Origin of the sequence: Streptomyces sp. P1-3 (assembly GCF_050613155.1) — a bacterium.
Classification (GTDB): domain Bacteria; phylum Actinomycetota; class Actinomycetes; order Streptomycetales; family Streptomycetaceae; genus Streptomyces.
Map to the genome: position 1 here is coordinate 6453852 of NZ_CP192512.1, position 26119 is coordinate 6479970.

The window sequence follows — 26119 nt, forward strand, 5'->3', positions numbered from 1 at the left end:
GTTCGGAAGGGCCCGAGCTGTGCCCGGGCAAGACGCCAGCGGGCGTTCAGCTGTGCGCGGTGGGACGAGGAAGGACAGCGCACGAGGGGGTCTGCGTGTACTGGGCGGCCTGCATCTCGTACAGCGTCCGGTAGTGGCCGTCGGTGAGGCCCATGAGTTCGGCGTGACTGCCGTGCTCGACCACGCGGCCGTGGTCCAGCACATAGATGAGGTCGGCGGTCGCGGTCGCCGCGAGCCGGTGCGTGATAAGCAGCACCGTCGTCCCGTCGTCGGTCATCGATCGCAGGGCCTGGAACGCCTCGATCTCCGCTTTCGGGTCCAGGGCCGAGGTCGGCTCGTCGACGATCAACAGCGGGGCTTGGCGGTACCGGGCTCGCGCGCTGCCCATGCGCTGCCACTGTCCACCCGAGAGCTGGGTGCTGCGTTCGAACCCGCTGACGATGATGCTGTCCCACCGGTCCGGCAACGAGTCCACCACGTCCAAGGCTCCGGCCTCGCGAGCGGCCTGCTCGACACGGGCCTGGTCGAGGTCCAGTTCGGGCCGGCCGATGTGGATGTTGGCGCGGGCCGTCATCGACCAGCGAGGGAAGTCCTGACACAACAGGGCCACCTTGTCGAAGACGGCGTCCCGGTCCGCGTCACGTACTCCGACACCGTTGACGAAGATCTGGCCGTGGGAGGGGAGGTAGAGCCCGGCGAGGAGCTTGGACAGCGTGGTCTTGCCGGAGCCGTTCTCTCCGACCAGCGCCACCACCTTCCCCGCGGGGATCGTCAACGACACATCGGTCAGGGTGGGTTGTTTGGAACCTGGGTAGGAGAAGAACACGTTCTCGCAGCGCACGTCGACCGGGCCTTGAGGAACCGGGAGGCCGCCGGTGGGGATCGCGTTGCGCTCGGCCAGCTCGTTGGCCGTCTCCAGGTCGGCCAGGTACATCGACTCCTCATACAGCCGGTTCATGGTCATCACCAGGCTGGTGAGATTCTGGCTCGAGGTACGGACCGCGATCACCGCGGTGCCGGCCGCCGCCAGCGGGATACTGCCGTACCACAGCAACGCCCCCAAAGCTCCGTAGGCGGCGACGGCGGCCACCCCGGACATCATCGAGACCAGCAGGTTCGTGCCGGCCTCGGCGTAGGCCAGGCGCTGCTTCTCCAGCGCCGCGGTGGCGGCCATGTCCTCGTAGGCGCTCGTCAGCAGCTCGCCGGCGCGGTGTGCCTTGATTTCCGGGCCCGCCTCCGGCCGGGCCAGCTGGTAGGTGACCATGTCGGTCGCGCGGACGTGGTCGAGCCAGGCGCGGCGGGAGGCGTAGTTCCGTCGGACGACCGCCACCGCGCCCCATGCCTTCGGCGCCGCGATCAACAGCAGGGCGAGCACGAGGACGGGGTGGAGGAGTACCAGGACTCCGGCTGCTGCGAGAAGGCCGATGAGGGTGTTGATGACCTGGATGGTTGAGTTGAGCATCGAGCGGATGGAGCGGATCCCGTAGCGGCCGGCGTCCAGAGCGCGCTGGGCGTCCTTGTCCTCCAACGTGGCCAGCTCCACCCGGGCCAGGCCCCGGTAGTACCGGGCCGTGCAAGCCCGCTCGATCTTCGGCTCCAGGCGGCCGGACGCCGCCACGCTCACCGCCGACAGCATCGACGACGCAGCCGTCACCGCGGCGGCCGCGCCAAGGGCGGGCGCGGCGTCCAGCAGACGGTCGGTGGTCGGACCGGCGGAGAAGATCGCAATCAGAACTTGATTGGTGGCCACGAGTGTGAAGGCGCGCATCAGCCCGATCCCGAGCTCCGCCGCGAGCAGGACCAGCAGGGCCCGGGGGTCCTCGCGCCGCGCGGCCTGTGCGACGCTCGCCATCATGGCCGGGAACTGCTTGGCCATCGCCCAGAATGACACCCTCAGCAGCGGATTCTCGTACTGCGCCCACGCCTTGTCATGCCGTAACGCGCCGCTGAACAGGAGCTGCTCACTGCGGGAGAGCGTCGATTGCTGGGGTGGCCTTCTGAGCCAGGTGGACACCAAACCTCCAAGAGGGATAGAGCGGCATGGTTGGCGAGAAGCCGGGTCTGGACGGGCACGTGGTCCGGTGTGGGCCCGGAGGACGGCGACCTGGATGCCGCTGCCCCCTGGCCTGGCTGGACTGTTCAGGGCGCCGGCCGAGGCCGGGATTGAGCGCAGCGTCGAGGTACGGGTGCTGCGCCGAGAAGTCGACACGTTCCGGAGGCATGACCGCGCTCGTGCTCACCGGCCCGCCCCCTTCTCCGGCGCCCGCCGGTTCGCCAGCCAGCGGTCGACGACGGTGCGCAGGTAGGGGCGGGATGCGGTAGCCGTGGAGTCTCTCTGGTGCGACGAGGCTCTGACGACGACCCTCGCCGAGCGTGAGTGCCTCGGCTGTGCCGTCGTACGGCGGCGCGTAGACGGAGATCATCTGGCCGGAGCCGTCGCGGTCCCAGACGCGCTCGACGAACTCGGTGTTCGCCGCGGCCTCCACCCGGCACACCGCCTCGACCACGGCGGCCGAGAAGGAGCTGCACGGCCCGCCGGTCGGTACGCCACGACAATCGGGCGATCCTGCCCAGGACAGCCGGGATCTGCGCGCACATCCGCCGGAAGGAGACCTCGGCGAGCGCATTGACGGAGCACTGCCCGCTGTAGGTGATCTCCGCCGGCGGTGGAATCGGCGGCGTGGTGTCCTGCTGCTCGTTCGTGGCGGCCGAGGTCAATGTTGGTCTCCCTAGACGGTCGTCCGGCGTGGTCGTGAGGCTCAACGACCGAGCCGGGATATCGAACACCTGTGTTTCGGTCGGTCTCGGAATCCCGAGATAGAGCGCGTGGCGGAGCGTGGAAGATGCATCGATCCGCTCCCTGCAACAGGAGCGCGAAGCGGTGGGTTGGCCGAAACGCCGAGGCTCCGCCCGGCAACTTACAAAAGACTCCGCAGCACGCCCTCGGCCTTGTCCACGGCTTCGGCGAGGACCTGCATGTATGCCGGCGGAAGGTCCCCTGCGCCCAGCCCCGCGGCAGTGAGTACGGCTTCGAGCTTCTTCCTCTGCTCACGGACCAGGCAGGAGCCTTCCGTGTCGTGGTTCAGTACGTCGCGGGCGGCGTAGGCGTCGAGAACGGCCACGTCGGCGATGGCGCTCTGCAGGTGAACCGCATGAGGGCTGGTTCGATCGCGGACCGGGTCGAGCGCAGCCAGTCCGACGCGAACCTGGAATGCAGCAGTCGCCGGGTCGGGCTGGGCGATCACCGCAACTGCCTCCTGGAGAGCGAGATCCAGTTCTGGCTGCGGCACGGGGGACCCCTCGGGCCGGCAGTGGATGCGCAGGAGGGCTGCGATGGCGCTCTCCCACGGTTCTGTAGGGGCGGTGGACTCGATCGTGGAGCGTGCCTGTTCGTCGAGGCCACGTGCGGTTCGACTTCGTAGCGGTGCACGGGGTCGTTCACCAGGCGGAGGGTCGGCTTGCCGGCGCCCTTCTCCAGGTGTGAGGCGATCACGAGCGTGTAGTTATCGCCCTCAGACCAGGCCCTTACAAACTCCGAACGCGTCAGGGTCAGCTCGCCCGGAACAGCACGCCCGTGGGCCTTGATCTCGTAATAGCGCCCGGTCGAGTCGTATGCGTCGGCGCCCACCCCCGACGCACCCCGCTGGTCGTACAGCTCGACACCCTGCTCTTGCAGGATCCGGCGGAGCGCCTGGATGACGAGCTCCTCCGTGTGGTGGTCTGCGTAGCCGAGCGGTGAGGCATGGCTGCGGGGCGGGGCCCGGGCCTGGGTTGGGGGAGTGAGATCCCGTGTCGGAGGGGCGAAGGTCCCGCCGTCCCCAGCGTACGGGCAGGGGTGCTGCCCGGTGTGGACGGCGTTCCAGTGCGGGTGACCTTGCCGGGCAGCACGTCGAAGTCGACCGCGTCTACCAGGGGGCGCACGACCGGCGCGTGCTGCGGGCCGGACTGGGCGCCAGGTCCGGGGCTTCCGGGCTAGGGCGCGGGAGCGGGAGCTGAACCAGTGCGGGGCGGCGGGATGATGCCGGTCGAGTCAACGGGGATAGCCGGGCCGGAGCCCGTGCCCCGCTGAGGGGCCGGCTTCCCGTTCGGTATCGGCGGGGCGGGAGCCCGCTGAGCACGCCGGCGCAGTTCTTCGGCAAGCCGCTGCCGTTCCTCGCGGTCCCGCTGCCCTGCCGATGTGAGGCGGTTCCGGCCCCTGTCTCCACCAGGTGTTCCTCCCCAACGACCCGCCAGCTGTGGCCTACGCGAGACCGTTCTTCCGCGAAGTGGGCGGCGATGGCCGCGCCCGCACCCGCCTTGGTGGTCAGCGCCGTGTGCGAGTGCAGGAACAGCGTGTTGCGGCCGCGGTCGATCTGCGCGTCGACGGGGAGCTCGATGAGCTCGTACGTGTCTCCCGGATCGAGGCGGATCCGCAGGCCGGGGAGCAGCCGGACCTCCAGTCCCGCCAGCCAGGTCCAGCCGGTGAAAGCCTCCGCAGTCCCGGGCTCGTCGCGTACCAGGAGGTCCTGGAGCGCGGCGACTCCCCGCCGGAAGTCCTCCGTGAGGCTCGCGTCGGCCGGCTGGTCCAGGGCAGCGTCCCCGGCCCCGTCTACGCCTCCCGTCTCGTACGTGACCTGGGCGCCCGCAACGTCCAGGGGTGTGACGTGCATCCGTCCGAACAGTGCCGTGAACTGCTGCACGTTCCCTCCTGGCTTCCACAGGGGCAGACGGCCCGCCAAGACCCGCGCGACCCCGGAGTCGGCCACGGCGAACACCGATCGGCCCTTGCCTTTGACCCAGCCGGTCGTGGTCCACAACGGCAGACTTCGCAGTCTGCTCTGCAGCCCCGGCGACATTGGCTTGGGTCGACGTCCGCGCCGGTCAGGGTGAAGGGACGGAACCCGCGCAGGATCGCAGGTCCCTGAAAGCACTTGCCGGACTGCGTCCAGCCCCGGTCGGTCAGGACGAGGTCCTCGTACCGGAACTCGTTGCAGATCTGCTTCTCCACCGCCGTCTGGGTTGCGTCTGCCGAACGGTGCGTCAGACGCCGTGTCAGGGACTGGTAGACCAGCAGCGCCTCCGCCCTCAGGCTGTCCGGCACGTCGGTGTCGGTATCGGTGTCGTCGTCGGCCTGACGGTCCCGGAGCTCCCGCAGCCGTGCCATCAGACGCGGTACGCCGGGATCGCCGGAGACACCGAGAGCGGTGAGGACCTCCGTTCGGGTGGCCAGGGCCTGGTGGATCGCCGGGTGCAGGTATCCGGGATCCTCCGGTCCGTACAGGCGGCACAGGGGCTGGTTCACCATGACCGACCACCACACCTGCGGCACCAGCACCCACATGGTGGGGCACGGCAAGTCGGACCCGGTCGATGCCCGGGCCGCCGCTCGGGCATCGAGCGCGTGCCATGGGTGGTGCCGCCCCCCCACGGAAGCGTTTCGGTTCGCGCCGCACGAACGAGGACGCGTTCGGCGCCGCCAACGCGGTGAGCTGCGCTGTCCTGACCGGGCCGCGTGGCCGAGACGTGCGGGACTTGTCGGCCGGCCCCGGCCCCGGCCCCGGCCCCGGCCGCGTGCGCGCTGCGCGCCGCCGGGGCCCCAGGTGGTGGCAGGGGATTGTGCGCTGCTCTATCCCTGTTTATCCCTGGCGTTTGACGAACGTTATCGGAACCGAGTTGCCGGGTGCCTGGATCAGGACGCGTGCCGGTATGAGGACCATCTTCTGCTTCTCGTTGCCGTTGCCATCGACGAAGTCGAGCTTGTAGACGGTGTACCCGATGTACCAGCCGCCGTTGGCGCGTCCCTCGACCCACCCTGATACGCCGTCCGGGACGTCGTACTTGTTGGTCTGCTGGGTCATGGTCGTCCACTTGTTGGTGGTGGTGGTCGACTCGCTGTAAGTGAAGTTGAGCTCCGTGCCGGCCTTGTCGGCGCCCTCCGTCAGTTCTGAGCTGACCTTTCCGCCGACGGACCAGCCGCTGGTCTGGCTGGTGTCCTGGCCGACCGTGGCCTGGGTCGTGTAGTCGAACTGCGCCTTACCCATGACCGCCGACCCGCCCAGCATCTTCGGGTACGCCGTGTCGAGTACGCCGACGAAGCCGCAGGGCATCGGGTCGCCGTCGGGCTTCTCGCTGGGCTGGCCGCACATCGACTTGGCGTCCTGGTTGCTCAGCCAGGGCTCCTTGTCGTCGCTGCTGCTGTTGCGGATGTCGGGACCCTCGGTGGGGATGCTCCCCGGGAGGTCGAACCCGGTGCCCAGCACGGACGGCACGTCCGTGAGCGCCTGGTCGTGCGGGTAGACCTTCTCGACGTCGTCGAGCTTGATCTTCTGCGAGTCCTGTCCGCTGGCCGGGTAGCCCTTGATGGCTTCCTTCTGGTTCAGGGGCGCACTCCTGCTGATGAAGTCGAAGACTTCCTGTTCGGTCTTGAGGTAGGTGTTGCCGTCCTCGGCCATGGCAGGCGCCGCCGCGCTGGCCAGCAGCGGCACGGCGATGAGGGTGGATGCCATAAGTACGGCGGTGCGCCTTCCCATTCGGCGCGGCGCTTTGTGTGCAGGGGTGGTGGTGACGGGTATGGTCATGTCCGTCTTCGCTTTCTTTGAGCAGGAGTTGTGTGGGGGGAAGCCGCGCCCGTCCGCCTTTCAGGCGTGCAGGAGCTCGGCCGCTGCAGATGCGGGTAGCCGAAGAAGGGAGGCGGAATCGCGCCCCGCTTCGTTCCCCCGGATGTGTGCCGGCTGTGTGGAACGCCTCAGCAGTGGGTGCGGCCGTGGTGGAAAACTAGCGGTTGGGGGGCCGTCGCTGTGTGACTGCTCGTGGCTCATTGTGTGACCGGTAGATGACCGCCCGGTCGATCGTCTCTGTGTGCTCTTTGCCTGAGGACATGGACGAGAGCTTCACCTCACGTCACGAGCATCAGCCTCCTCACCGTCATCGTCACCGGCGCGGTCTGTGGGCCCCGCTTGCCGCCGCCCTCGTTGTCACGGCTGTGACCGGCGCCGTGCTGACCGGCTGCGGGACGGCGGACGGCGGGGGCGGCGCCGCGAAGACGGACCCCGGTGAGTCGGCGCAGCAGGGGCCACAGGGCAAGAGAGTCCTGTGGATGGGCGACTCCATAGCCGGTGCTGAGGCGCCGCCCCTGGAGGCAGCGCTGAAGGCGAGCGGCATGGGGTTCAAGAACGCGGCGTCCGACGGCGGCGGCACGGTTGTCGAGGGCGGCGACAGGATGGCCGGGCAGATCGCGGAGTCGACGTGGAAGGACCTCGCGAAGAACATCAAGTCCTTCCGCCCGGACGTGATCGCTTACCAGGTCACCACCTACGACTGGGGCAGCGCCGACCAGCAGCGGGCCTCGTAGGCGAAGCTTGCGAGGACCGCGCAGCGGGCGGGCGCCGAGCTGGTGATCGTTTCGGCCCCGCCGTTCAAGATCGACGACTTTTACAAGAAGTACGAGAGCGCGATTGCGAGCGCGCCGAAGGCCAAGCAGGTTGCCGACCGCAGTGGCGGCAAGGGCCGGTTCGTCGACGCCTCCGCGCTGTGGGGCACCGACCCCAAGGCCGGGAAGGCCCAGCGCGCGTCCGACGGCATCCACTCCTGCCAGCAGGGTTCGGCCGCCTTCGCCAAGTGGTTCACGGAACAGCTCTGAGCGGCGGCTTTCTCGGCGTCGACCTCTTCTTCGTGCTGTCCGGCTTCTTGATCACCGGCCTGCTCCTGCGGGAGGCCGCGAGCCACGGCCGGATCGGGCTGACCGCGTTCTGGGGCCGGCGGGCGCGCCGCCTGCTGCAGGCGCTGACCGTTGTGGGCGTCGGCACCATTCTGCTCACCTGGGCGTTCGGGGCGGCGTCCGTGCTGCTCTTCGCGCTTGAGGACGCGCCGTGGGTCGCGGCGCAGGCGGTGAACTGGCACTTCGTCGCCGAGGAGATCGGGTACTGGAACGCCTCCGGCTCCCGCGTCTTCGCACACCTGTGGAGCATCGCCGTCGAGTGGCAGTTCTACCTGGCCTGGCCACTGGTGGTGGCGCTCGCCGGGCGGGGCCGGGGCGGGCAGTGGCGGGGCGCCGTCCTCGCCGGCGTGGGGGCGCTCGTCTGGCTCGTGCTGATGCTCCACTACGGCGATGCCGTGGACACGACGCGCGCTTACGAGGGCACCGATACCCGGGCGTTCGCCCTGCTGCTCGGTGCGCTGGCGGCTACGGTGCCGGTCCGGCGTATGGTCGCCCGCGTGCCGGGGCGCGCTGTGGACGTGGTGTGCGCTGCTCGGGGAGCTGTCCTACAGCCTGTACCTGTGGCACTGGCCGGTGTACCTGTTGCTGCCGCAGACGGTGTTCGGGATCGGTGGGTGGTGGCGCACCGCCGTGGCCATCGGGGTGTCGCTGCTGGCCGCCCGGCTGACGAAGGCCGGGGTGGAGGACCCGGTTCGGTTCCGGGCGAGGTGGGCGACCGGGCGCCGGGGCCTGCTGGCGCTCGCCGCCGCCCTCGCCGTGGCGGCGGGCGTGTGGGTGGCCGTACCGCGACCGCAGCCCGGTGCGGGGACGGTGGACATCGAGCGGCTGACGGCGCCGTAAGACCCGGGGTGCGGGGAGCCCGGGCGGCGTGCGGGGAGACTGGGCGCATGCCGATGAGCGGTGCACACGGGCCGGGCGGGCCGGGAAGGGCGCGTAGGGGCGTGGTGCGGAAGGCGCGGCCCGTGGCGGTGCTGCTCGCCTCCTGGGCGCTCGCCTGCTGCGGTGTCCCCGACACCCGGCCGGAGTCGTCGGGCGCGCCGGCCGGCGGAGGGCGTACGGTCGGCGCCGCCCGCTGGGTGCGGGTGTACTTCGTCGCCCCGAACGGGGCCTGGCCCGTCGCCCGCGCCGCGTCCGCCGGAGCCGGGCCGCAGGCAGCGCTGGACGAGCTGCTGGCCGGGCCGACCCGCAACGAGCGGAACCGCGGGCTCGTCACCGCGCTGCCGGCCGGGAGGCATAAGGTCCGGGCCACAGCAGCGGGCCCCGGAGCGGTGGACCTGTACCTGCCGTGGCTCGTGGTGGAGCTGGACGGCGTGGCGGTGAACCAGCTGGTGTGCACGGCCGCCGCGGCACCGGGGATCCCGGGCGGAAGACGGCCTGCCGATGTTGTCGTGCGCGTCTACGAGTCGGGAGAGCCCGGAGAGCCATGGAGGGTCAGGTGCGAAGAGACCGGCACGGCTATCCCAGTGGAGGCGCCGCCGACGGCCGGCTGACGCACCGTCTGCGTGTCTACGTTCGGCTGGTATTCGCCATTTTGAGGTGCTATACGGGGTGGATTTATCGACGAGCGAGAGGAGAGGCCGGCCCATGACGCGCGTCCTGTTGATCGAGGACGATCCCGGCGTGCGCCGTGGCGTCACGCTGGGATTGCACCGCTACGGTCACGAGACGGAGGGAGTCGCCACGGGCGAGGACGGCCTGGCATCACTCGCACCGTTCGCGCCGGACATCGTGCTGCTCGATCTGATGCTGCCCGGCATGAGCGGCCTGGAGGTGTGCCGGCGCATCCGTGAGACCAGCCAGGTGCCCATCGTGATCCTCTCGGCCCGCGGTGACGACATCGACGTCGTGGTGGGCCTGGAGGCGGGCGCCGACGACTACATCGTCAAACCCGCGAGCAGCGAGGTCATCGAAGCGCGCATGCGCGCGGTGATGCGCCGCCTGGCACCCTCGCAGCCCCGCCCCGGCCACCGCGACCAGCCCCTGGCCTACGGTGATCTGGAGATCGACGGGATCGCGGTGCGCGTGTGCAAGCACGGCCGGCAACTCACCCTCGCCCCCTCCGAGCTGAAGCTCCTGCTCTTCCTGTCGGCCTCCCCAGGGCAGACCTACAGCCGTCAGCAACTCCTCGAACAGGTCTGGGAACACAGCTACTACGGCGACGCGCGACTCGTCGACGCGTGCGTGAAACGGCTGCGCGCCAAGATCGAGGACGACCAGCGCAAGCCACGCTACATCCAGACCGTGCGCGGCTTCGGCTACCGCTTCGGGCCGCTGTGAGACGCCTCCTCCCGCGGGGCCTGCGCACCCGTCTCGTCGTCGCCTTCCTCCTGGTGTCAGCCCTCAGCGCGCTCACCGCCGCCGCCCTCACCTTCCGCCAGGCACGGGCGGCCATCCTGGACCGCACTCGGGACAGCGCCGTGCACGAACTACGCGCCCAGATCGGCTCCCTGGCCCCCGATCTGCCGTTCGCGCCCGCCGAGACGGACCTGCGCACCCTTGCGCTCCAGCTCGACCGGGGCGGCGGCTTCCGGGAGGACTGGCGCACCGCGGCCGCCTACCGCGGCGGAGCCCTCGTCTCCGCCGCGGGTCCCGCACCCGTCCTTCCCGCGCCCTTGCGGCACGCCGCCTCCTCGGCGCACACCGCCGTCGTCCAGCGTTTCCACCATGCCGGGGAACCCTGGCTGGCACTCGCCCTGCCGGTCACCCGCGAGGACCGCCCCTTTGAGCCCTCAGGACTGGTCGTCTACGCGTCCTTCTCGCTCACCGAAGAGGAACGGGACGTCGCCACCCTCCTCTCCGCCGCACGTGCCGGCGCACTGCCCGTCGTACTGCTGGCCCTCGTCCCGGCGCTGCTCGCGGCCCGCCGCGTCCTGCGCCCGGTACGGCAGCTGCGCTCGGCCGCCGAGAACATGACCGCCGGCGCCCTCGACACCCGGATCCGCGTCACCGGCGACGACGAACTCGCCGACCTCGGCCGTACGTTCAACACCATGGCCGCCACACTCCAGGCCGACGCGGCCACGCTGCGTGCCATGGAGAGCAGAGCGCGCCGCTTCGCCGCGGACGTCTCCCACGAACTGCGCACACCTCTCGCCGCGATGACCGCCGTCACCGGTGTTCTGAACGAGGACGCCGGCTCGGGGCGGGTGGCCCCGGAGACCGCCGAGGCGCTGGAACTGGTCGCCGACGAGACGAACAAGCTCGGCCGCATGGTCGAGGACCTCATGGAGATCTCCCGGTTCGACGCGGGTGCCGCCGCCCTGGACCTCGACGAGATCGACATCGGCGAACTCGTCCGCAAGACGCTCGGCCTGCGGCACTGGCAGGACCGGGTCGGCGTCGACGTGCCGCAGGGGCTGCGCGCCCGTCTCGACCCCCGGCGCATCGATGTCGTCCTCGCCAACCTCATCGGCAACGCCCTGCGCCACGGCGGCCCGTCCGTACCGGTGGACGTCCGGGCCCAGACCCAGGATGACCGCCTCATCCTCACCGTCACCGACGGCGGCCCCGGCATCCCGGAGGACACCCTGCCCCACGTCTTCGACCGCTTCACCAAGGGCGACGCGGCCCGCACCCGCAGCGAGGGCAGCGGCCTGGGCCTCGCCATCGCCGCCGAGAATGTGCGCCTGCACGGCGGCACCCTCACCGCCGCCAACGCGCCAGGCGGAGGAGCGGTCTTCACCCTCACGCTGCCTCAGGAGCCGGCGTGAGGCCCCGCGCGGCGTGCGCGCCGCTACTCGCCCTGTGCCTGGCGTCCCTGACCGCCTGCGGCATCGACGACACGGGCCCCGCCCGAGCAGGAGCTCCCGCCTCCGGACTGCGCCGGATACAAGGCCGCCCGGCCACCACCGTGCACGTCTACTTCTCCTCGCCCCTCGGCCTCGAACGCGTCTCCCGCCTCGACAAACGCCCCAACACCCTCCAGGCGGCCATGGACCAGCTCGTGGCCGGCCCCGACCGGGCCGAGCGCACCCGCGGCCTGGTCAGCCTCATCCCACCAGGCACACCCGCACCGGCCGCCGTCACACCGCAACCGAGCACGGCCGACGTGCACCTACCGCCCGGCTGGACAGCCGACCGCACCGCCCTCCACCAGCTCGTCTGCACCGCCGCCGACGCCGCCGCCACCACACACGGCACCAAGCCGCAGGACACACGAGTCAGACTGCACCGCTCAGAAGGCGGAGAACCCACCACGGAAGTGTGCCCGCGCCCCTGACCTACGGCCCAGGCACCGTCGATGGCACGCTTTTGGAATCAGGCGATGCCTGCCCGGCGCTGGGCGTCGCGGCGACCGACGAGGAACCAGAGCAGGCTCCCGAAGAAGGGGGCCATCACGGCGAACGCGAGCCAGACCAGCTTCATCCCGCCGGTGAGGTCGGACCTGACGATGCTGAGCAGGCCGCCGAAGTACAACGCGAGAACGCCGAGGGCCACAGCAGCTCCTGCGCAGCCGATCACGATGTCACCCGTAGGGGCCGGCCATCTGGTGCGTGAGCTGTGCCTGCATTGTTCTCTCCTCTTGCTGGTGGGGGGATTCTCAGAGTTCGTCGTGTGAGAGGCGGTTACTCACCTGTGCGGGAGCCATTGGCCGCAGCCACCGTCGCAGGGATCTGTGGATCTGTCGGCTCGGGTGCCTCTGGGATGGTGCGTGCTCGCGTGTGCGGGAGGGCATGGTTGCGGATGCCGGAGAGGGTCTCGTGCGGGCCCAGGTCCTGGGGGTGGCGGCGGATGACCCGCACGTAAAGTCCGATCAGGGCCAGGCAGAGGGCCGGGGGCAGCAGCAGGACGAGTCCGTACGTCGGGTCGGCCGCGAGGCTGTACGCCGTATCCCTCATCCCGCCCGGTGTCCCCCCACATCGACTGCCTTTAAGGCGTGTTTGACATACTCCGAAAATGCATAAGAGGAAGTCGAATTCCCCCGAATGGTCCAGCGAGTTCACGGCCGAACGGCAAACGGGGCAATGAAGTGATCTCGACGAAAATGTAGATGGTCCAGCCGTGTTTCGGTGCGGGTGAGGGTGGGCGCGGCGTGATGATGGGGCCGATCTTGTGAGGGAGCTGGTGGTGAAGTGGTGCAAGGAGCGTCAGCGTCCCCTCGGCAGGGCGTGAACATCGAGCATTGATGTCCGGTACGCGGAACACGGCATAGGAGGATGCGATGTCTCTTACTCTTGACACTTACCGGCTGCTGGGCCGCTCCGGCTTGCGGGTCTCGCCGCTGGCCCTGGGCACCATGACCTTCGGTGCCGACTGGGGTTGGGGTGCCGACACCGACGAGGCGCGCAAGCTGTTCGAGATCTATGTCGAGCGCGGCGGCAACTTCATCGACACTGCCAGCATGTACACCAAGGGCAGCTCCGAGCGGCTGCTGGGCAAATTCACCTGCGACAACCGCGAAAGCCTGGTGCTGGCAACGAAATACACGAGCCTACGCCGACCGGGCGACCCGAACTCCGGTGGCAATCACCGTAAGAGCATGTTCGCCTCAGTGGAATCGAGTCTACGACAGCTGAATACGGATTACCTAGATCTGCTGTACCTGCATGTGTGGGACTTTCTGACCCCGGTCGAGGAGATCCTGCGCGGCCTCGACGACCTGGTCCGCCAGGGCAAAGTGCTGTACGTGGCGATCTCTGACACGCCGGCCTGGCAGGTCTCGCGCATGCAGACGATTGCCGATCTGCGCGGGTGGTCGCCGCTGGTGGCGCTGCAGATCGAGTACAGCCTGATCGAGCGGACCGTGGAGCGCGACCTGGTTCCGATGGCGCACGAAATGGGGCTGGGCGTGATCGCGTGGTCACCGCTGGCCGGCGGGGTGCTCACCGGTAAATACGGCCACGCCGACCTGGCCGAGCAGCCTGTCACCGCCTCGCGCGAGGGCACCCGCAAGGACTTGGCTCTCGCCCAGGGCCACCTCACCGAGCGCGGTCTGGCGATCGCCGATGTGGTGAAAGAGATCGCCGCCCAACTGGGCAAGACGCCCTCGCAGGTCGCCCTCGCCTGGACCCTGCAGAACCCCGACGTGACGGCACCGATCGTCGGCGCCCGGACCTCGGCGCAGCTGGAGGACAACCTCGGTGCCCTGGACGTCGCATTCGATGCCGCTCACCTCGCCCGCCTGGACGAGGCCAGCGCCATCGACCTCGGCTTCCCCCACGAGTTCCTGGCCCGCAACCGCAGCGCCATGTTCGGCGGCCTGAAGGTCGAAACCCGCTGAGCCGCGAGTATGCGCGCAAGGGCACCGAGATCACTGGCCCGGCCCGAGTGGCGTTCGCCGTGGCGTTTGCCGTGGCGTTTGCTGGTGTGGCCGCCGGTCAGGCGGGTGGTTGGATCGACAGGGCGTGGTGGAACACGTTGCCCGGGTCCCAGTGGGCCTTGATCTGTTGGAGGCGTGGGTAGTTGTCCTTGTAGTAGAGGGTGTGCCAGGGCACGCCGGAGGTGTTCCATTTGGGGTCGGCCAGGTCGGTGTCGGGGTAGTTGATGTAGGAGCCGTCGCTGACTTCGCCGGGCACCGGAACGCCGCCGGTGTCGGCGTACACGTCACGGTAGAAGTCGCGGATCCAGGCCAGATGGGCTGCGTCGTCGGATTCCTCGGTCCAGGTCGTCAGGTAGATGACCTTCATGACCGCGTCGCGTTGGGCGATGGCGGTGGCCTGTGGCGGTACCGCGTTGACCTGGCCGCCGTACCCGGCGAGCATCATGAGGCCGGTCGGGCTGGCGGTGGGGTCGGTCAGGTGCCGGTAGATCGTGGTGAGTTGGGTGTCGGTGTAGGAGCGGCGCAGGTAGCCGGCCTTGTTCTTGAACCGACGGGTGATCGCGTCGCCGGTCTGACCGGTGCCCGGCCAGGTCGTCGGGTGCAGCCACGGCATCGTGCGCCGGGTGTCGGTCGGCATGGTGCCGGTGCCCGCGGTCACCGCGGTCACCAGGTCGTTCACCAGGCCGTCGGCGTTTGGAATGTCGGCATCGACCCACACATTCATCATGAAGCTGCCCGCGCCGCGGTTCATGAGCTGGAGGACCGCGCACAGGGGCGCGTACGGCGAGCCGGGCTGGCTGTTGCGCTCGTGCCAGGTGCCGAAGTTGCGCAGCAGCGTGGTGAACGCCTGCTCGGTCATCTGCTGGTCCCAGGCCCAGACGAGCTGGCAGTCCAGTCGCCGGCGTGGGGCGGGCGGCAGCAGGTGGGAGGGGTCGGTGCCGGTGGCATCCGGCGTGCGCAGCCAGTATCGGGTGACCACGCCGAAGTTCCCGCCCCCACCGCCGGTGTGCGCCCACCACAGGTCGTGATGCGGGTCATCGGGCTCGCGGGTGGCCACCACCGCGCGGGCGGTGCCGTCGGCGTCGGCCACCACCACTTCCACGCCATACAGGTAATCCACTACCGAGCCGTACAGGCGCGAGAGCGGTCCGTACCCGCCACCGGCCAGATGCCCGCCGGCGCCCACCTCCGGGCAAGCGCCTGCCGGGATCGTCACCCCCCACCCCGTGAACAAGGTCCGGCCCACGTGCCCGAGCGTGGCTCCCGGCTGCACCGCGAACGCGCGCCGCTCGGCGTCGTAGCCGACCGCGTCCATCGGTGACAGGTCCAAGAGCATTCCACCCGCGGGGTCGGTGGTGAAGTTCTCAAAACAATGCCCGCCGCTGCGCGGCGCGACCCGCCACCTTGACCGCACCGCATCCGCCACCGCCCGCACCACCTGCTCGGTCGACCCGAGCACGCGAATCTCCTCCGGCCGGCCCACGAACCGAAAGTTGTTGCCGCGCTGCAAGCTGTCATACCGAACATCACCCGGCCGGATCGTCACCGGCCCGAACGCGGCCGGCTCCGGCGCGGCGCCGCCGCCGGTCCTTTCGATCACCGACATGCAGCTTCTCCCATCGAAGGAGTGGGCGCCCCACAGATCACTTGTGACCAATGCTCACATACAGGGAGAGACCCCACCAATTCAGGCGGCTCCTGTGAAGCGGGTTCAGCGCCGTCGGGACGACAGGATTTGAACCTGCGACCCCTTGCCCCCAGAGACTGAAACCCAGTCCACTTCGCGCGGTCAGTCCACAGGGTCCGGAAAACATCCAGGTCAGAGGCTTGCCTCCGGCTGCGGTACGCCGGGTGCGTGACAAATGGGTGACACGTCGGGCCTGGTCTGTGAGGTCACCAGAGGGCCCGGGAAGGTCGACTGCGGCCGAATGGGCGAACTGGTCGTTGAGGCGCGAATGGCGTGCCTACTGTAACGGCGTTATGGAGTTCCGTCGAGGTCGGCACGGCGTCGTACTTTGGATTCTTGCGAGACCCTTCTGGCCGCCTAAAAAATGCGCTTCTCGCATTCAACGTCAACACTAGGTTGCAAGAGTGGCATTGTTGCAATCGGCATCTGAAAATTGCCCCGAGAAGGGGGTAAGGCGGATTGTGGGAGATTAATCGATCGGAGTCCAGGATGCGTAAATTATTCGCGCGACGCTGGATCTTTTTTGGGCTAATTGCGGGTGCCGTCACCTGCTTCATCCTGGAACGGGAGGCATTCAAAAGTGAAGGGCTTTCTCATGACTTGTCGCATGCGGTAGGGGAAGCCCTTTTCGTTGCCTTCATCCTCGGTATTGCTGGGGACTTTTACCTGCGAGACAAATTCGGCGAAGATGTGATGCGACGCGCTGTTCGAGGCGTCATGAATGAGACACTTGGCTTCCTCCGAGGAGAACAGCCAGTCGAACTACGTAAAGCTGTTTACGGTTTCGCCGATCAAAGTGTCTACATTAACCGCACGCGCCTGCGCCTCAATTTCTCCTGGGCTGACAGGGGAAAAGTAGTTCGCCTCGATATCTCTGTCAGGGTTACGGGGACGTGCCTTGACGGTACTGGGTACCTTCCGAGGAGAACTCTTTGGGCAGTATCTTCCGTTAACGGGTACCACACGAGTTACCTGCACTATTCTCTTCAATGCCCTGCCGCAGGCATCGATGTTGAAGAGTCTGGCGCCGATCTTCTTCCTTTCACCTCGACTTCGCTTCACAGGTTGGGTCTCAATCAGCAGGATCTGCTTACGGCGCACATCCCTCTCGGTGCAAAAATTCCTCTTGGTGAGTCGTTTGAGCACGGTCGCAGCTTCCAAACATTTCTTAATGCTGCTGGATTCATTCCCCTTATGCACTCAGACTTCGCGATTCTCTTCAGGCTTGAGTTGGCCGGTGAGGCCCTGCCTGATCTTGAGATTTCTGTATTTCACCCCGTGAGTGAGTCGGGGGAGCAGGAATGGCATTACGAGGAAGGGGACCCTGTTCCTGTTAGGGAATGGTCTGCTGTGACGCCCGGTCAAGCAACCATTGTCGCCTGGCGTCCCGAGGCGCCTATGGGAGCAGACTTGTAACTTTTCTTACATCTTTCGCGACTCCTGTCCCTTATAGTCCCTCCTCATATGGCGGCAGAACGACAACCCAATACCTTTGACCAGGCCGCAGTGGCCAAAGCCCTTCGAGTCAAGACCCTTTCCCCACCACGGCCATGCGGACCGCCTGCACCCCCAGTCTCGCGTCCTGGTCGTGAGGACAGGGCAGAGTGGTATCGACGCCGCGCTGGTCCTCAGCCACGCCGGCCACCACGTCACCATGACCTCCCGGGGCAGCATCCTCCCCGCCGTACGCACCCGCACCCCTCTGCCAACCGGCGCCCTGGACAGCCTCAACACCATCAAGGACATCGCGCCAGACGACGAGCTGACCGACCAACGCCTCACCCGCGCTGTCGTGCAGGCCATCTGTTTCGTGGTCTTGGCGGCTGAGTTCGCGCAGGGCCGTGCGTACGGAGCCGACGAGCGTGGCCGCCTTGCGGTCATGGTCTGCACGGGCGCAGGCAATGACCAGATAGTGCGGCTGGTGCGCGCGGTAGCACATCTCGGTGTGGTAGCGGAGCTCTTCCCTCACTGGTGTGCGCGGTGAGCGGATGCGCCTGCGGGTCGGGGTAGATGTCCTGGAACACCGAGCCGCAACGGATTTCCCGGTAGCCCGTGGGGTGCCCAAGCCGCGCCCCGGCCAGTGCGATCCATGGCTCCATGCCCACCAGCTCCCGGTCTGTGGGGGCGGGGGTGGCCGACGGCGTCGGCGGCAGTGCGCCTTCGTCGATGGGTAGCCCGCGGAAGTAGAGGAAGCCTTGCACGTTGCCGTGTCGGCGGAAGGCGTCCAGCGCCTGGCCCAGGGGTTCGGGCAGTGCTTGGGCGAGTCGCCGGGCAGCGGTGAAGAACTCCGGGAGGTCGCGCCGGGGGACGGTGGGCGGCTCGGTGCCCAGCCAGAGGAGGGCAGGCGCGTGCTCTCTGTGCAGGGGATGGTCTCGGGGGTGTGTGACATGGGTATGTGCCTCTTTGTCTCCTTGGCGAGCCGGTCCGCGCCCGCCACCAAATTCCGTCGAAGACCTGTCGGCGATTCCGAGGCTTCCGCCCCATCCTCGGCACCGGTGGCAGCAGCGGCTCCAGCCGCGCCCACTGTTCGTCCGTCAGGCCCCCACGAGCCACGTCAAGACCGTTCCACGACCTTGATCAACATTTCAAACAGTCCCTAGGTGTGCTGGGCCGACCCGGCAACTCATTGCGCCACACGCTTGAAGTTGCCCGTGACCTCGCCGTCGCCGGCACCGAGCCGGAGGACGAAGGACCGGCCGTCCAGGCGCAACCGCAGGGAATCCCAGTTCTGCAAGACGTGCTTGTCGCCGCCCCGCGTGTCGTTGGCGAAGTCCTCGACCCGAGTGCACGTGGCATCCACCACAGCGCCGACCTTGAAGACCTGGCTGTTCGGGAAGAACTGCAGCCGGATAGCCCCGACAGGACTGCCATCGGCGTTCATCCGGATGCCGAACACCCCGGATAGCGGCTGATCGGCCCCGATGACGGGCTGATCAACCACACCCTCCTCCACCGTGCTCACACGATTCTTGTCGACATCCTCAAGGAGCCGGTCCGGGCACGTGCGCGACCCGCTTGGGTCGACCCGTGACGGCGACGGGCGCACCTCGGGCGAAGAGCTACGCCCGTCCGACACGGGGATGAACACCGCGAGCACCAGAAGAGCTGCCCCGATCACGATGATCGGCAGCCCGGCTCCCAGCGAGCTGACCTGGATCCCCTGACCGCCGAATTTCGCCTCGAACGTGCCCCCGGGCTTGTCGGGAAATCTGAGCAGGACCAGGGCTCCGAAGATGAGGAGGGCAACCCCTGCGGCAGCGAGCACGATCGGCGCGGTCATCCTCCACAAGTACCGAACTTCGCCCCCGCTCCAACGGCACCTCCTGGCGCGTCCCACGAGAAGCACACGATCAGGGCCACTGGGTGTACCGACGCCTCGCCGACGACGGCGGGGAGTAGGCTGCGGCCGATGCGGCCCGCTGGGAGCCGCCGGGTGCACCGGCCGGAATGACAGGGCCAGAAGCCGCGGTCGGGGCTGCTCGCTCTGACCGTGCCGACGCCGCGCCGCCCAGCATCACGCCACACAGATCAACGCCTTGACCGCTCTCACGGTCGCCCTCTCCGACCACCGTCGTGCAATGTGGACCAGAATTGCGGTGCGGACTTCGAAGCCTATCCGGGCAGTTCCTCGCGAGTCTGTAGCCAGATGAGAAGTTGGTCCCGGCTCGGGCCGAGCTGCAAATAGTTGGCGAGCGTGCTGAGATGCGCAGTGAGGTTCTTATGGCGCCGCAGCTCCTGTATTTGGTCAACAGGGAGCTGGCACCAGTTCACGGCAAGGGCACGGGCATCGGCAGGAGTGAGAGCCAGTGCGGCGAGAGTGTCCGAGGCGAGCGTCTCGGGCGCGAAGTCGGGCTCGTCCTCGTCAGGGCCCAAGTGGTCGATGACCCACGTCCGGAGCATGAAATCCAGATGATCCGCTCGTGCCCGCTGCCGAGGATCGTTCTCGCGGAGGCGGCGGTTGGCGTGCAGTGACAGCCTGGCCCACTGTCTGCGGGCTTCCCGGGATTCACCGGAGCGGTAGGCACGCCCCTGGGCGGCGACGCGTACCACTTCGAGCTGCTGGCCTTCAGCTTCGCCAGCGAGTCCCCACAAACGCGCCATAGCCCAGGTGCTGATGTCGGGGCTCGGTTCCTCGTGGCCGGCTCGGGTGCTCAACGCTCCTCGATCCTAATGACGGGAATGCCGAGGTCGACGGCGCTCCTAGGGCGCGTATCGGGTCGTGATCAATGAGCGGGTTCTCCCCTCGTGCTGATCTTCGATCGGGTAGATCGTCTTGCGTGACGTGCGCAGCTGACCGATGTGGAGTGGGAGTTCATCGAGCCGTACCTGCCGATCGGCGAGTATGGCCCGTACCCCGAGCGATTGCGCCAGCAGTTCGAGGGCGTGGTCTGGCGGTTCAGGACCGGCGGGCAGTGGCGGGAGATGCCGCAGGAATTCGGTGCCTGGTCGACGGTGTCTAATCGTTTCCGGCAGTGGCGTGACGCCGGCGTGTTCGAGGCCCTGCTAAAGGGCCTGATCGCGGAGGCCGCGAAGCGGGCGGGGTGAGGTGGATCTGTCGCTGGTCGGTATCGACTCCACCACCGTGCGGGCCCATCACGATGCCGCCGGGATGCACACGAGCCAGGACGTGCTCGCCGCTTTGGAGAAGGCTGCCGCCGAAGAGGAGGAGGCCAGGTCAAAGGGGGCGGTCCCGAGGGACGAAGCGGGCAGGACGGTGGTGCCGATCCCGAGCGGGACGAGCGGCGACGCGTCCGGCGCCGACGCAGGGTCCGGCTGAAGGCCGCTCTGCTGGGGCGCTCACGGGGCGGGCAGACGTCAAAGGTCCCTCTCGCCGCCGACCGCAAGTGCCGGCCGTTGGCGTTCGTCTTGATCGCGGGACAGGCGGCCGACAGCCCACAGTTCATCCCGGTGCTGGGGAAGATCCGGGTCCGCGGCCCAGCGGGGCGGCCTCGCACCCGCCCGGACGCGGTCGCCGGGGACAGGGCGTACTCGTCCCGCGGCAACCGCGCCCACCTGCGCGGATGTCGGGACTTCGGTGGCCCGCTGTCGCCCGGGGGGGGGATTGTGCGCCGCGTGCGCGGTGTCGGCCCGCGGGGTCAGACGAGGGCGGCGACCAACAGGGCGAAGGCGGCGATGATGACGGCGACGCGGACGTAGTGGAAGCGGTCCCAGCGGTTCATCTGCTGCTTCCAGTCCTCGGGCCGGTTCTCGGGGGTCCATGTCTTGCCCTGGTTGTTGATCGGGACGAGCAGCAGGAGCGACATGATCACGCTGAGGATCAGCAGCGCGCCGGCGGTGACGACGAGGCCGGTGCCGTGGTGGTGCCATCCGGCGATGGCCCAGACCGCGACGAGGACGAGCGAGCCGATGTACCAGACCGGCATCACGGCGCCGAGCATCCGGCCCCCGTGGCTGCGGCCGAGTTGGCCGCTGTCCTCGGGGAGTGCGCTGAGGATCGGGTTGATGACGAAGGCGACGGAGAACTCCACCCCCACCATCAGTCCGACGACCACGGTGGTGACGACCTCAAGTGCATCGAGCATGCTGACCCCTCCTGGTATCTAGCGTTGCTAGCCGATGAGGCAACGCTAGTACTTCTGCCGCTCGATTGTCTAGCGATGCTAGGATCGAATCATGTCGGTACAGGAACGCAAGCAGCGCGAACGGGCGGAGCGCGAGCGCCTCATCGTGGCGACGGCCCGCGAACTCGCCGAGCAGCAGGGCTGGGACGCGGTCACCACCCGCCGGCTCGCCGAGCGCATCGAATACAGCCAGCCCGTCCTCTACAGCCACTTCCGCGGCAAACGCGAGATCATCGGCGCCGTCGCCCTCGAGGGCGCCGCCGAGATGGCCGCGGCGGTGCGGGCCGCGACCTCCAGCGCGAACAGCCCGCGCGACCGGGTCGCCGCCCTGGCCCGCGCCTACCTCGACTTCGCCGCACGCAACCCGGCGGTCTACGACGCCTTGTTCCAGCTCGACGGCGGCCTGGCGTACGCGCAGGAGGACACCCCCGAGCCGCTGAAGGACGCCTTCGCCGCCCTGCTCGAGTGCCTCGCCGAGGTCGCCGGCGACGGCGTCCACCCGGGACTGTTCACCGAGGTGTTCTGGGCGTCCCTGCACGGCCTGGCGACCCTGACCCGCGCGGGCCGCCTGCTGCCCGAGGACGCCGAGCCGAGGGTGGAGCTGCTGGTGGACCGGCTCGCCATGGTCTGACACACCGGCCCGGCGGGCACGCAGCCGGGGCCCTCGGGCCCCGCCGCTGCCTGCCTGCGGCATCGCTTCCGGTCACTCGCGCCCACACGGCGCAGCCGCAGATCGCCGGGCCCCGTACCCCAGACGGGCACCCGCCCCGGAAGCTGCGATGCTCATTGATCACGACCCGATACGCGCCCTAACGCCGCGTCATTCGTCGGTGCCCTCGTCGTCCTCGTCGAGGTGGACGGTCGCCGGGTCACGCAGTGGGCGCAAACCCTCGCGCGGCGGGCGGGCGGCGAAGCTGTAGCGGCCCAGGCAGTTGAGGTTGGCGTGCTTCAGCGGGGAGACCCGGGCCACGTCCTCGTCCAGGACGTCATACTCCCGCTCCTCGGGCGGCAGGGCCCGCAGGTGGGCGACGGCGGCGTCGAGGTAGCGGGTCGTCCAGAGCACCACGGTGTTCAGGACGAGGCCGAGGGCGCCGAGCTGGTCCTCCATCCCGTCCCGGTACGCCTGGTGGATGGTGCCCTTCTTGCCGTGGCAGATGTCGCGGGCGAGCTTGTGGTGGGACTCCTGGACGGTGAGCTGCTTGTGCATCTGACGCCGGTGGGTGTCATCGACCGGGTCGACGACGGCCAGCAGGTGGAGGGTCTTGGCGATCCGCCCGTACTCGGCGAATGCGTTGCCGAGCGGGGTCGGGTGCCCCTCGCGGCCGAACATCCGCAGCAGGTCGTAGGCGCGCACCTGGTTGGTGACCAGGGAACCGGCCACCCGCAGCATGTCCGGCCAGTGCGTGAGCACCTTCTTCACGTTCACCTTGTTGCGGGCCAGCGCCTCCAGCGGTCCGTACCCGCCCGCCGGCTCGGCGCCGGGCATCTGGGCCTTCCAGAATCGCTGATCTTCGAGGTCTTTGAAGCGCGGGGAGAAGCGGTAGCCGAGCATCTTGAAGATGCCGAAGACCATGTCGGAGTAGGAGGCGTGGTCGGTGGCGACCGTCTCCGGCTTCACCTCGCCGTCCAGGTTCAGCAGCGCGTCCAGGATGAACAGAGAGTCGCGCGGGGTGCCGGGTACCAGCGTCTGCCCGATCCCGATCACCTGGTCATTGATCGCGTTTAGCCAAGTAATCCCCTCCTTCTTCGCGAAGTACTTGGGCGAGGAGGCGGCGTTGATCGTGCGGGCAGGGACGACGAAGCGCAGGCCGTCCACGGAGGCGAGAAGGCCCTTGCCCCCAGAACTGCACGATAGGCACCTGGGTCTGGGCCTCGATCAGGTACGCGTTCGCCGCGGCGATGGTGTCCGCGCGCAGGTAGTACTGGTCGACGTGGACGAGGCGGGAGCGGGTGAGCGCCTCGAAGTTCGGGTTGATGACCGGAGTCATGCCGATGTTGCAGGCCTCCGAGACAGCAGCGCGACCACCGAGGTCGTGAGGTCCTTCATGCGGGTGGTGCCGTCGCTCAGGTGCACGAAGGCGTCCAGGAACCCGGTCCAGGCGTGCACCTCGAACAGCAGGTCCGGCAGGTCGATCTTCGGCAGCATCTTCTCGACCCGTTTGCGCATCCAGTTCAGCGACTTCGGCTCACCGAGCGCGTGGAGCTTCTCCACGTTCAGCTTCGCGAGCCCGTTGGGCTGCACCTCGATGCTGATCTTCGCGTCGGCGCCGGCTTCCTCCAGGCGCTCGGCCATCTGCTTCCTGGTGGCGTCGAGCACCTCGGTCAGCTCCTTGAGGTGCTGCTCGGCGTCCTCGTCTAGGCTCAGGCCCGCCAGGACGTCCTCGCGCACCGCCTCCCACCCCTTGCCCTGGAGCAGCCGGGCGCGCGGGTCGGACCAGCGGTGCGAGGGCGAGGCGAAGATGTCGCGGCGCTTGAGCGCGCGGAAGAGCTGTTCCAGCGCGCACACCACGTACGCATCGCGGTCCACCGCCCCCTCCGGCAGGTCCGCGTTCGCGTACACCGCCTTGCGCCAGTGCGGCGGGACCAGCTTGTCGTCGATCTCGCGAGGCAGCAGAGGCTTCTCCGTCACCTTCCGGCGTGAGATGGCCGGGAGCCGCTTCACCCCGGTCAGGATGCGCAATCCCCCGGTCGCGGCCTTCAGCGCCGAGGTCTCGCCCAGCAGCGACAGGAACGGGCGCACGGTGTTGTAGCGCAGCGCCAGCGCCCCGCGCAGCGCGGTCTCTGCCGCGTCGTCGCCCTCCGGCACCAGGCTCACCACCGTGGCCGCCGCACTGGACAGCGCGGCCCGCGGCGCGACCTCCTCCAGCGCCCGCCACAGCGCCGCCACATCCGGGTCGCAGCGAGTCCTCTCCAGCAGCTCCAGCTCCTCGATGAACACCGTCGCCGCCCTGGCCACGAGCCATGACGACTTCTCCAGCTGCGGCAGGGTCGAGAGCCGCTGCTTGTCGGTGGACCGCTTCGCAGTGCTGATCAGCCGGGTGGCCATCAGGATCTCGAACAGGTCCAGCGCGTCGTCGATCGCCTTCGCCTCCAGGTGCCGCATCACCGCGGTGAGCATCGCCGTGCGCTTCGGCTCCGAGGCCCGCTCCAGCTTCGGCGCCTTCGTGCCCAGCCCGTACCGGGCCAGCGCCGCCAGCCGGTTCGTCGGGACCTTGTCCAGTTTCACCCGCCCAGCCGGAACGCGGCGATGTCGTCCACCCGCTGGAGCGCGTTCTTCATCGCGGTGCCCGTCGTCCGCGTCGGCGGCCGGCGCATCCACTCCAGCTCCGAGTACCGCTTGCCCTCCGGCGTCTTCAGCAGCGCCACCAGGTCCCCAGGCAGTGCTGCATCCGCCCGTCGGGCCGCCTTCGCGACCGTGGCGTGCAGCCGCTTCTCCGCGATGGCGCGGACCTCGGCGACCTGGCGGGCTAGCACGCTCACACCGGGAAGCAGCAACCGGTGCCGGCGCAGCCAGCCCACCGCGTGGTCGAACAAAGCCTTCGGCCCCTCCGCATGCGCCGTCCACGCCCGGCCATGCAGGAACGCCCGGAACTTCCGGCCCACCGCATGGTCCTCGTACAGGTGGTAGCCGTACGCCTTACGTATCTCCCACGCGTGGTCGTACACCGTCTGGCGCCGGTCCGTGTACCGCTTCACGCACGACGGGTCCTCGATCCCCATCTGCTCGGCCAGGTGCTCCACCACCGGCCACGGCACATTCAGCGGGTCCTCGCCCAGAAACAGGCCCACATACCGCACCGTGCACATCTGGAGCGCGAACCCGAGCTGGTGATGCTGCGTACGCCGCAGCGCTATCAGGTCCCGATCCACGTCATCCAGGAAGAAGAACCGCTCCAGCTCGGGCCTCGTCGGCTCCTCGGCGAACTTCCCGTACGCCTCGGCCTGCTCATCAGTCAGAAACTCCACCGGCATGCGGCGGACGTAACCACCCACCGCGATGGGCCTCGGACCTTTCACCGAAAGCCGGTATGCCGGGGATCGCCTGTGCTAGTGGATCACGATCGGCGCGAAGACAGTGTTGGCGATCTGCGCGGCGACGGTCCTGTGCGACCAGGTCGCCTCCGGGTGGGCCGGGGTGCTGGTTGCCGTGGCCACCACCGCCACTCGCACCGCGGGCCCGTAGGTGCGGGGCCTGCCCGAACGCCGTGCGTCACGCAGCCCGTCCGGGCCATCGGTGGCGAACCGGCCCGCCACTTGCGCACTGTATTCACGCTGAGGGCCAGCTCACGAGCGATCCAGCCGTTGCTGCCCCCGGCCGCTGCCGTCAGCACGATCTTCGCCCGCAGCACGTGGCGGACCTGTGCGGTGACCGAGGTCGCCAGCTGCTCAAGCTGCCTGCGTGCTGACTCGTCGAGCACGACCGGGACTGCCGCCAGTATCCGAGTCATCCCACCCATGACAGATGATCACGGCGGGTGGGTGCGGCGCCCGGCAGGATGGGGTCCGTGCCGAAGAGCCCGCCGGAATCGATTCAGGTCTCCCTGCGCCAGCGTCTGACCGACCACGCCCGCACTCACTGGCCTCAGCTGGCCGGGGTGACGGTCCGCTAACGGACCGGATTCGCCTACGTGGTCGGCGAGTTGAAGGACGGGGAGGCGCTTCCCCCGTGCCGCCTTCTTCACTCGGCGTCCGGCATACCTGGGGCTTCGCCTTCTACCTTGCCAGCCGTGGCGGCTACGAAGACAATGTCCTGCCCACCGGCCTGCCGGCAGGCTCTCCCGAAGAGGCCCTGGACTGCGCTTGCGGCCTCTACCTCGCCAACCCCACCACCTGATCACTGGGACTGCCCACTGAGGGTGACAGTCTTCAATGCTTCAGTTGGCGAGCCGCACCCG

Annotated in this window: 23 protein-coding genes and 4 pseudogenes; 14 read left to right on the forward strand and 13 right to left on the reverse strand. The window is 68.6% G+C overall.

The window, feature by feature from the left end; all coding sequences use genetic code 11:
• Positions 1-46 precede the first annotated feature (46 nt).
• From ACQUSR_RS27560 to ACQUSR_RS27580, 5 genes and pseudogenes are all read right to left on the reverse strand, one after another.
• Entirely contained in the window at positions 47-2014 is a 1968-nt protein-coding gene (locus ACQUSR_RS27560; RefSeq protein WP_431045305.1) for an ABC transporter ATP-binding protein, read from the reverse strand.
• 497 nt (positions 2015-2511) lie between these two features.
• Positions 2512-2718: pseudogene (locus ACQUSR_RS27565) on the reverse strand (ABC transporter ATP-binding protein); the annotation flags it as partial.
• Positions 2719-2918: 200 nt separating this feature from the next.
• The gene (locus ACQUSR_RS27570) at positions 2919-3290 is read right to left on the reverse strand and encodes a hypothetical protein (protein WP_431045306.1); all 372 of its coding nucleotides are present in this window, start codon (positions 3288-3290) and stop codon (positions 2919-2921) included.
• Between the two features lie 615 nt (positions 3291-3905).
• A complete protein-coding gene (locus tag ACQUSR_RS27575) occupies positions 3906-4679 on the reverse strand; it encodes a hypothetical protein (protein WP_431045307.1) in 774 nt (257 codons plus the stop codon).
• A gap of 936 nt (positions 4680-5615) precedes the next feature.
• Complete coding sequence (locus tag ACQUSR_RS27580; protein WP_431045308.1) at positions 5616-6485, reverse strand: hypothetical protein; 870 nt, start codon at positions 6483-6485, stop codon at positions 5616-5618.
• 476 nt (positions 6486-6961) lie between these two features.
• Here ACQUSR_RS27580 and ACQUSR_RS27585 point away from each other — a divergent pair, with 476 nt between their 5' ends.
• The 8 genes and pseudogenes from ACQUSR_RS27585 (at position 6962) to ACQUSR_RS27620 (ending at position 11915) form a co-directional block, all read left to right on the forward strand.
• The gene (locus ACQUSR_RS27585) at positions 6962-7330 is read left to right on the forward strand and encodes a hypothetical protein (RefSeq protein WP_431045309.1); all 369 of its coding nucleotides are present in this window, start codon (positions 6962-6964) and stop codon (positions 7328-7330) included.
• A gap of 42 nt (positions 7331-7372) precedes the next feature.
• Entirely contained in the window at positions 7373-7618 is a 246-nt protein-coding gene (locus ACQUSR_RS27590) for a hypothetical protein (RefSeq protein WP_431045310.1), read from the forward strand.
• A gap of 32 nt (positions 7619-7650) precedes the next feature.
• A pseudogene (locus ACQUSR_RS27595) lies at positions 7651-8121 on the forward strand (acyltransferase family protein); the annotation flags it as partial.
• Positions 8122-8149: 28 nt separating this feature from the next.
• Positions 8150-8536: a hypothetical protein gene (locus ACQUSR_RS27600; protein WP_431048012.1), complete on the forward strand. Its 387-nt coding sequence runs from the start codon at positions 8150-8152 to the stop codon at positions 8534-8536.
• 122 nt (positions 8537-8658) lie between these two features.
• Positions 8659-9186, forward strand: a complete 528-nt coding sequence (locus tag ACQUSR_RS27605) for a GerMN domain-containing protein (protein WP_431047883.1) — start codon at positions 8659-8661, stop codon at positions 9184-9186.
• Positions 9187-9280: 94 nt separating this feature from the next.
• The gene (locus tag ACQUSR_RS27610; protein ID WP_431045311.1) at positions 9281-9973 is read left to right on the forward strand and encodes a winged helix-turn-helix domain-containing protein; all 693 of its coding nucleotides are present in this window, start codon (positions 9281-9283) and stop codon (positions 9971-9973) included.
• A complete protein-coding gene (locus ACQUSR_RS27615; protein ID WP_431045312.1) occupies positions 9970-11406 on the forward strand; it encodes an ATP-binding protein in 1437 nt (478 codons plus the stop codon). The genes ACQUSR_RS27610 and ACQUSR_RS27615 overlap by 4 nt, the downstream gene beginning before the upstream one ends.
• Positions 11403-11915 (forward strand): GerMN domain-containing protein, encoded by a 513-nt coding sequence (locus ACQUSR_RS27620; RefSeq protein ID WP_431045313.1) that lies wholly within the window; start codon positions 11403-11405, stop codon positions 11913-11915. Before ACQUSR_RS27615 ends, ACQUSR_RS27620 begins: the two co-directional genes overlap by 4 nt.
• Before the next feature lie 38 nt (positions 11916-11953).
• Here the strand turns inward: ACQUSR_RS27620 and ACQUSR_RS27625 are convergent, their stop codons facing one another.
• Entirely contained in the window at positions 11954-12133 is a 180-nt protein-coding gene (locus tag ACQUSR_RS27625) for a PLD nuclease N-terminal domain-containing protein (RefSeq protein ID WP_431045314.1), read from the reverse strand.
• A gap of 724 nt (positions 12134-12857) precedes the next feature.
• On the opposite strand from ACQUSR_RS27625, the gene ACQUSR_RS27630 reads away from it, so the two are divergent.
• Positions 12858-13916, forward strand: coding sequence for an aldo/keto reductase (locus ACQUSR_RS27630; protein WP_431045315.1), 1059 nt, complete (start codon positions 12858-12860; stop codon positions 13914-13916).
• Between the two features lie 97 nt (positions 13917-14013).
• Here the strand turns inward: ACQUSR_RS27630 and ACQUSR_RS27635 are convergent, their stop codons facing one another.
• Positions 14014-15414 carry an FAD-binding oxidoreductase gene (locus ACQUSR_RS27635; RefSeq protein ID WP_431045316.1) on the reverse strand — a complete coding sequence of 467 codons (1401 nt, stop codon included), beginning with the start codon at positions 15412-15414 and terminating at the stop codon, positions 14014-14016.
• Between the two features lie 717 nt (positions 15415-16131).
• Between ACQUSR_RS27635 and ACQUSR_RS27640 the strand changes: the two genes are divergently transcribed.
• Both ACQUSR_RS27640 and ACQUSR_RS27645 read left to right on the forward strand, forming a co-directional pair.
• Positions 16132-17058, forward strand: coding sequence for a hypothetical protein (locus tag ACQUSR_RS27640; protein ID WP_431045317.1), 927 nt, complete (start codon positions 16132-16134; stop codon positions 17056-17058).
• A 172-nt stretch (positions 17059-17230) separates the two neighbouring features.
• Positions 17231-17626, forward strand: coding sequence for a hypothetical protein (locus ACQUSR_RS27645; RefSeq protein ID WP_431045318.1), 396 nt, complete (start codon positions 17231-17233; stop codon positions 17624-17626).
• Here ACQUSR_RS27645 and ACQUSR_RS27650 read toward each other — a convergent pair.
• From ACQUSR_RS27650 to ACQUSR_RS27660, 3 genes are all read right to left on the reverse strand, one after another.
• Positions 17608-18195, reverse strand: a complete 588-nt coding sequence (locus ACQUSR_RS27650) for a transposase (protein ID WP_431045319.1) — start codon at positions 18193-18195, stop codon at positions 17608-17610. The genes ACQUSR_RS27645 and ACQUSR_RS27650 overlap by 19 nt on opposite strands.
• Positions 18196-18265: 70 nt before the next feature.
• The gene (locus ACQUSR_RS27655; protein ID WP_431045320.1) at positions 18266-18922 is read right to left on the reverse strand and encodes a hypothetical protein; all 657 of its coding nucleotides are present in this window, start codon (positions 18920-18922) and stop codon (positions 18266-18268) included.
• A 332-nt stretch (positions 18923-19254) separates the two neighbouring features.
• Positions 19255-19797, reverse strand: coding sequence for a hypothetical protein (locus ACQUSR_RS27660; protein ID WP_431045321.1), 543 nt, complete (start codon positions 19795-19797; stop codon positions 19255-19257).
• A 135-nt stretch (positions 19798-19932) separates the two neighbouring features.
• Here ACQUSR_RS27660 and ACQUSR_RS27665 point away from each other — a divergent pair.
• A pseudogene (locus ACQUSR_RS27665) lies at positions 19933-20775 on the forward strand (transposase); the annotation flags it as partial.
• On the opposite strand, the gene ACQUSR_RS27670 reads toward ACQUSR_RS27665, so the two are convergent.
• Entirely contained in the window at positions 20739-21185 is a 447-nt protein-coding gene (locus ACQUSR_RS27670; RefSeq protein WP_431045322.1) for a DUF1772 domain-containing protein, read from the reverse strand. The pseudogene ACQUSR_RS27665 and the gene ACQUSR_RS27670 sit on opposite strands and share 37 nt — an antisense overlap.
• A gap of 91 nt (positions 21186-21276) precedes the next feature.
• Here ACQUSR_RS27670 and ACQUSR_RS27675 point away from each other — a divergent pair, with 91 nt between their 5' ends.
• Complete coding sequence (locus ACQUSR_RS27675; protein WP_431045323.1) at positions 21277-21855, forward strand: TetR/AcrR family transcriptional regulator; 579 nt, start codon at positions 21277-21279, stop codon at positions 21853-21855.
• Between the two features lie 189 nt (positions 21856-22044).
• On the opposite strand, the pseudogene ACQUSR_RS27680 reads toward ACQUSR_RS27675, so the two are convergent.
• Positions 22045-25196: pseudogene (locus ACQUSR_RS27680) on the reverse strand (Tn3 family transposase).
• A gap of 75 nt (positions 25197-25271) precedes the next feature.
• Positions 25272-25478 (reverse strand): helix-turn-helix domain-containing protein, encoded by a 207-nt coding sequence (locus tag ACQUSR_RS27685; RefSeq protein WP_431045324.1) that lies wholly within the window; start codon positions 25476-25478, stop codon positions 25272-25274.
• Between the two features lie 412 nt (positions 25479-25890).
• Between ACQUSR_RS27685 and ACQUSR_RS27690 the strand changes: the two genes are divergently transcribed.
• Entirely contained in the window at positions 25891-26058 is a 168-nt protein-coding gene (locus tag ACQUSR_RS27690) for a hypothetical protein (RefSeq protein WP_431045325.1), read from the forward strand.
• Positions 26059-26119: the final 61 nt, after the last annotated feature.

What these genes read in the sequence shown, in the direction of transcription:
- ACQUSR_RS27580 (WP_431045308.1), bottom strand. Translation starts at nt 6,485, where the DNA reads ATGGCATCCACCCTCATCGCCGTGCCGCTGCTGGCCAGCGCGGCGGCG.
- ACQUSR_RS27610 (WP_431045311.1), top strand. Translation starts at nt 9,281, where the DNA reads ATGACGCGCGTCCTGTTGATCGAGGACGATCCCGGCGTGCGCCGTGGC.
- ACQUSR_RS27630 (WP_431045315.1), top strand. Translation starts at nt 12,858, where the DNA reads ATGTCTCTTACTCTTGACACTTACCGGCTGCTGGGCCGCTCCGGCTTG.
- ACQUSR_RS27640 (WP_431045317.1), top strand. Translation starts at nt 16,132, where the DNA reads ATGCGTAAATTATTCGCGCGACGCTGGATCTTTTTTGGGCTAATTGCG.
- ACQUSR_RS27655 (WP_431045320.1), bottom strand. Translation starts at nt 18,922, where the DNA reads ATGACCGCGCCGATCGTGCTCGCTGCCGCAGGGGTTGCCCTCCTCATC.
- ACQUSR_RS27670 (WP_431045322.1), bottom strand. Translation starts at nt 21,185, where the DNA reads ATGCTCGATGCACTTGAGGTCGTCACCACCGTGGTCGTCGGACTGATG.
- ACQUSR_RS27675 (WP_431045323.1), top strand. Translation starts at nt 21,277, where the DNA reads ATGTCGGTACAGGAACGCAAGCAGCGCGAACGGGCGGAGCGCGAGCGC.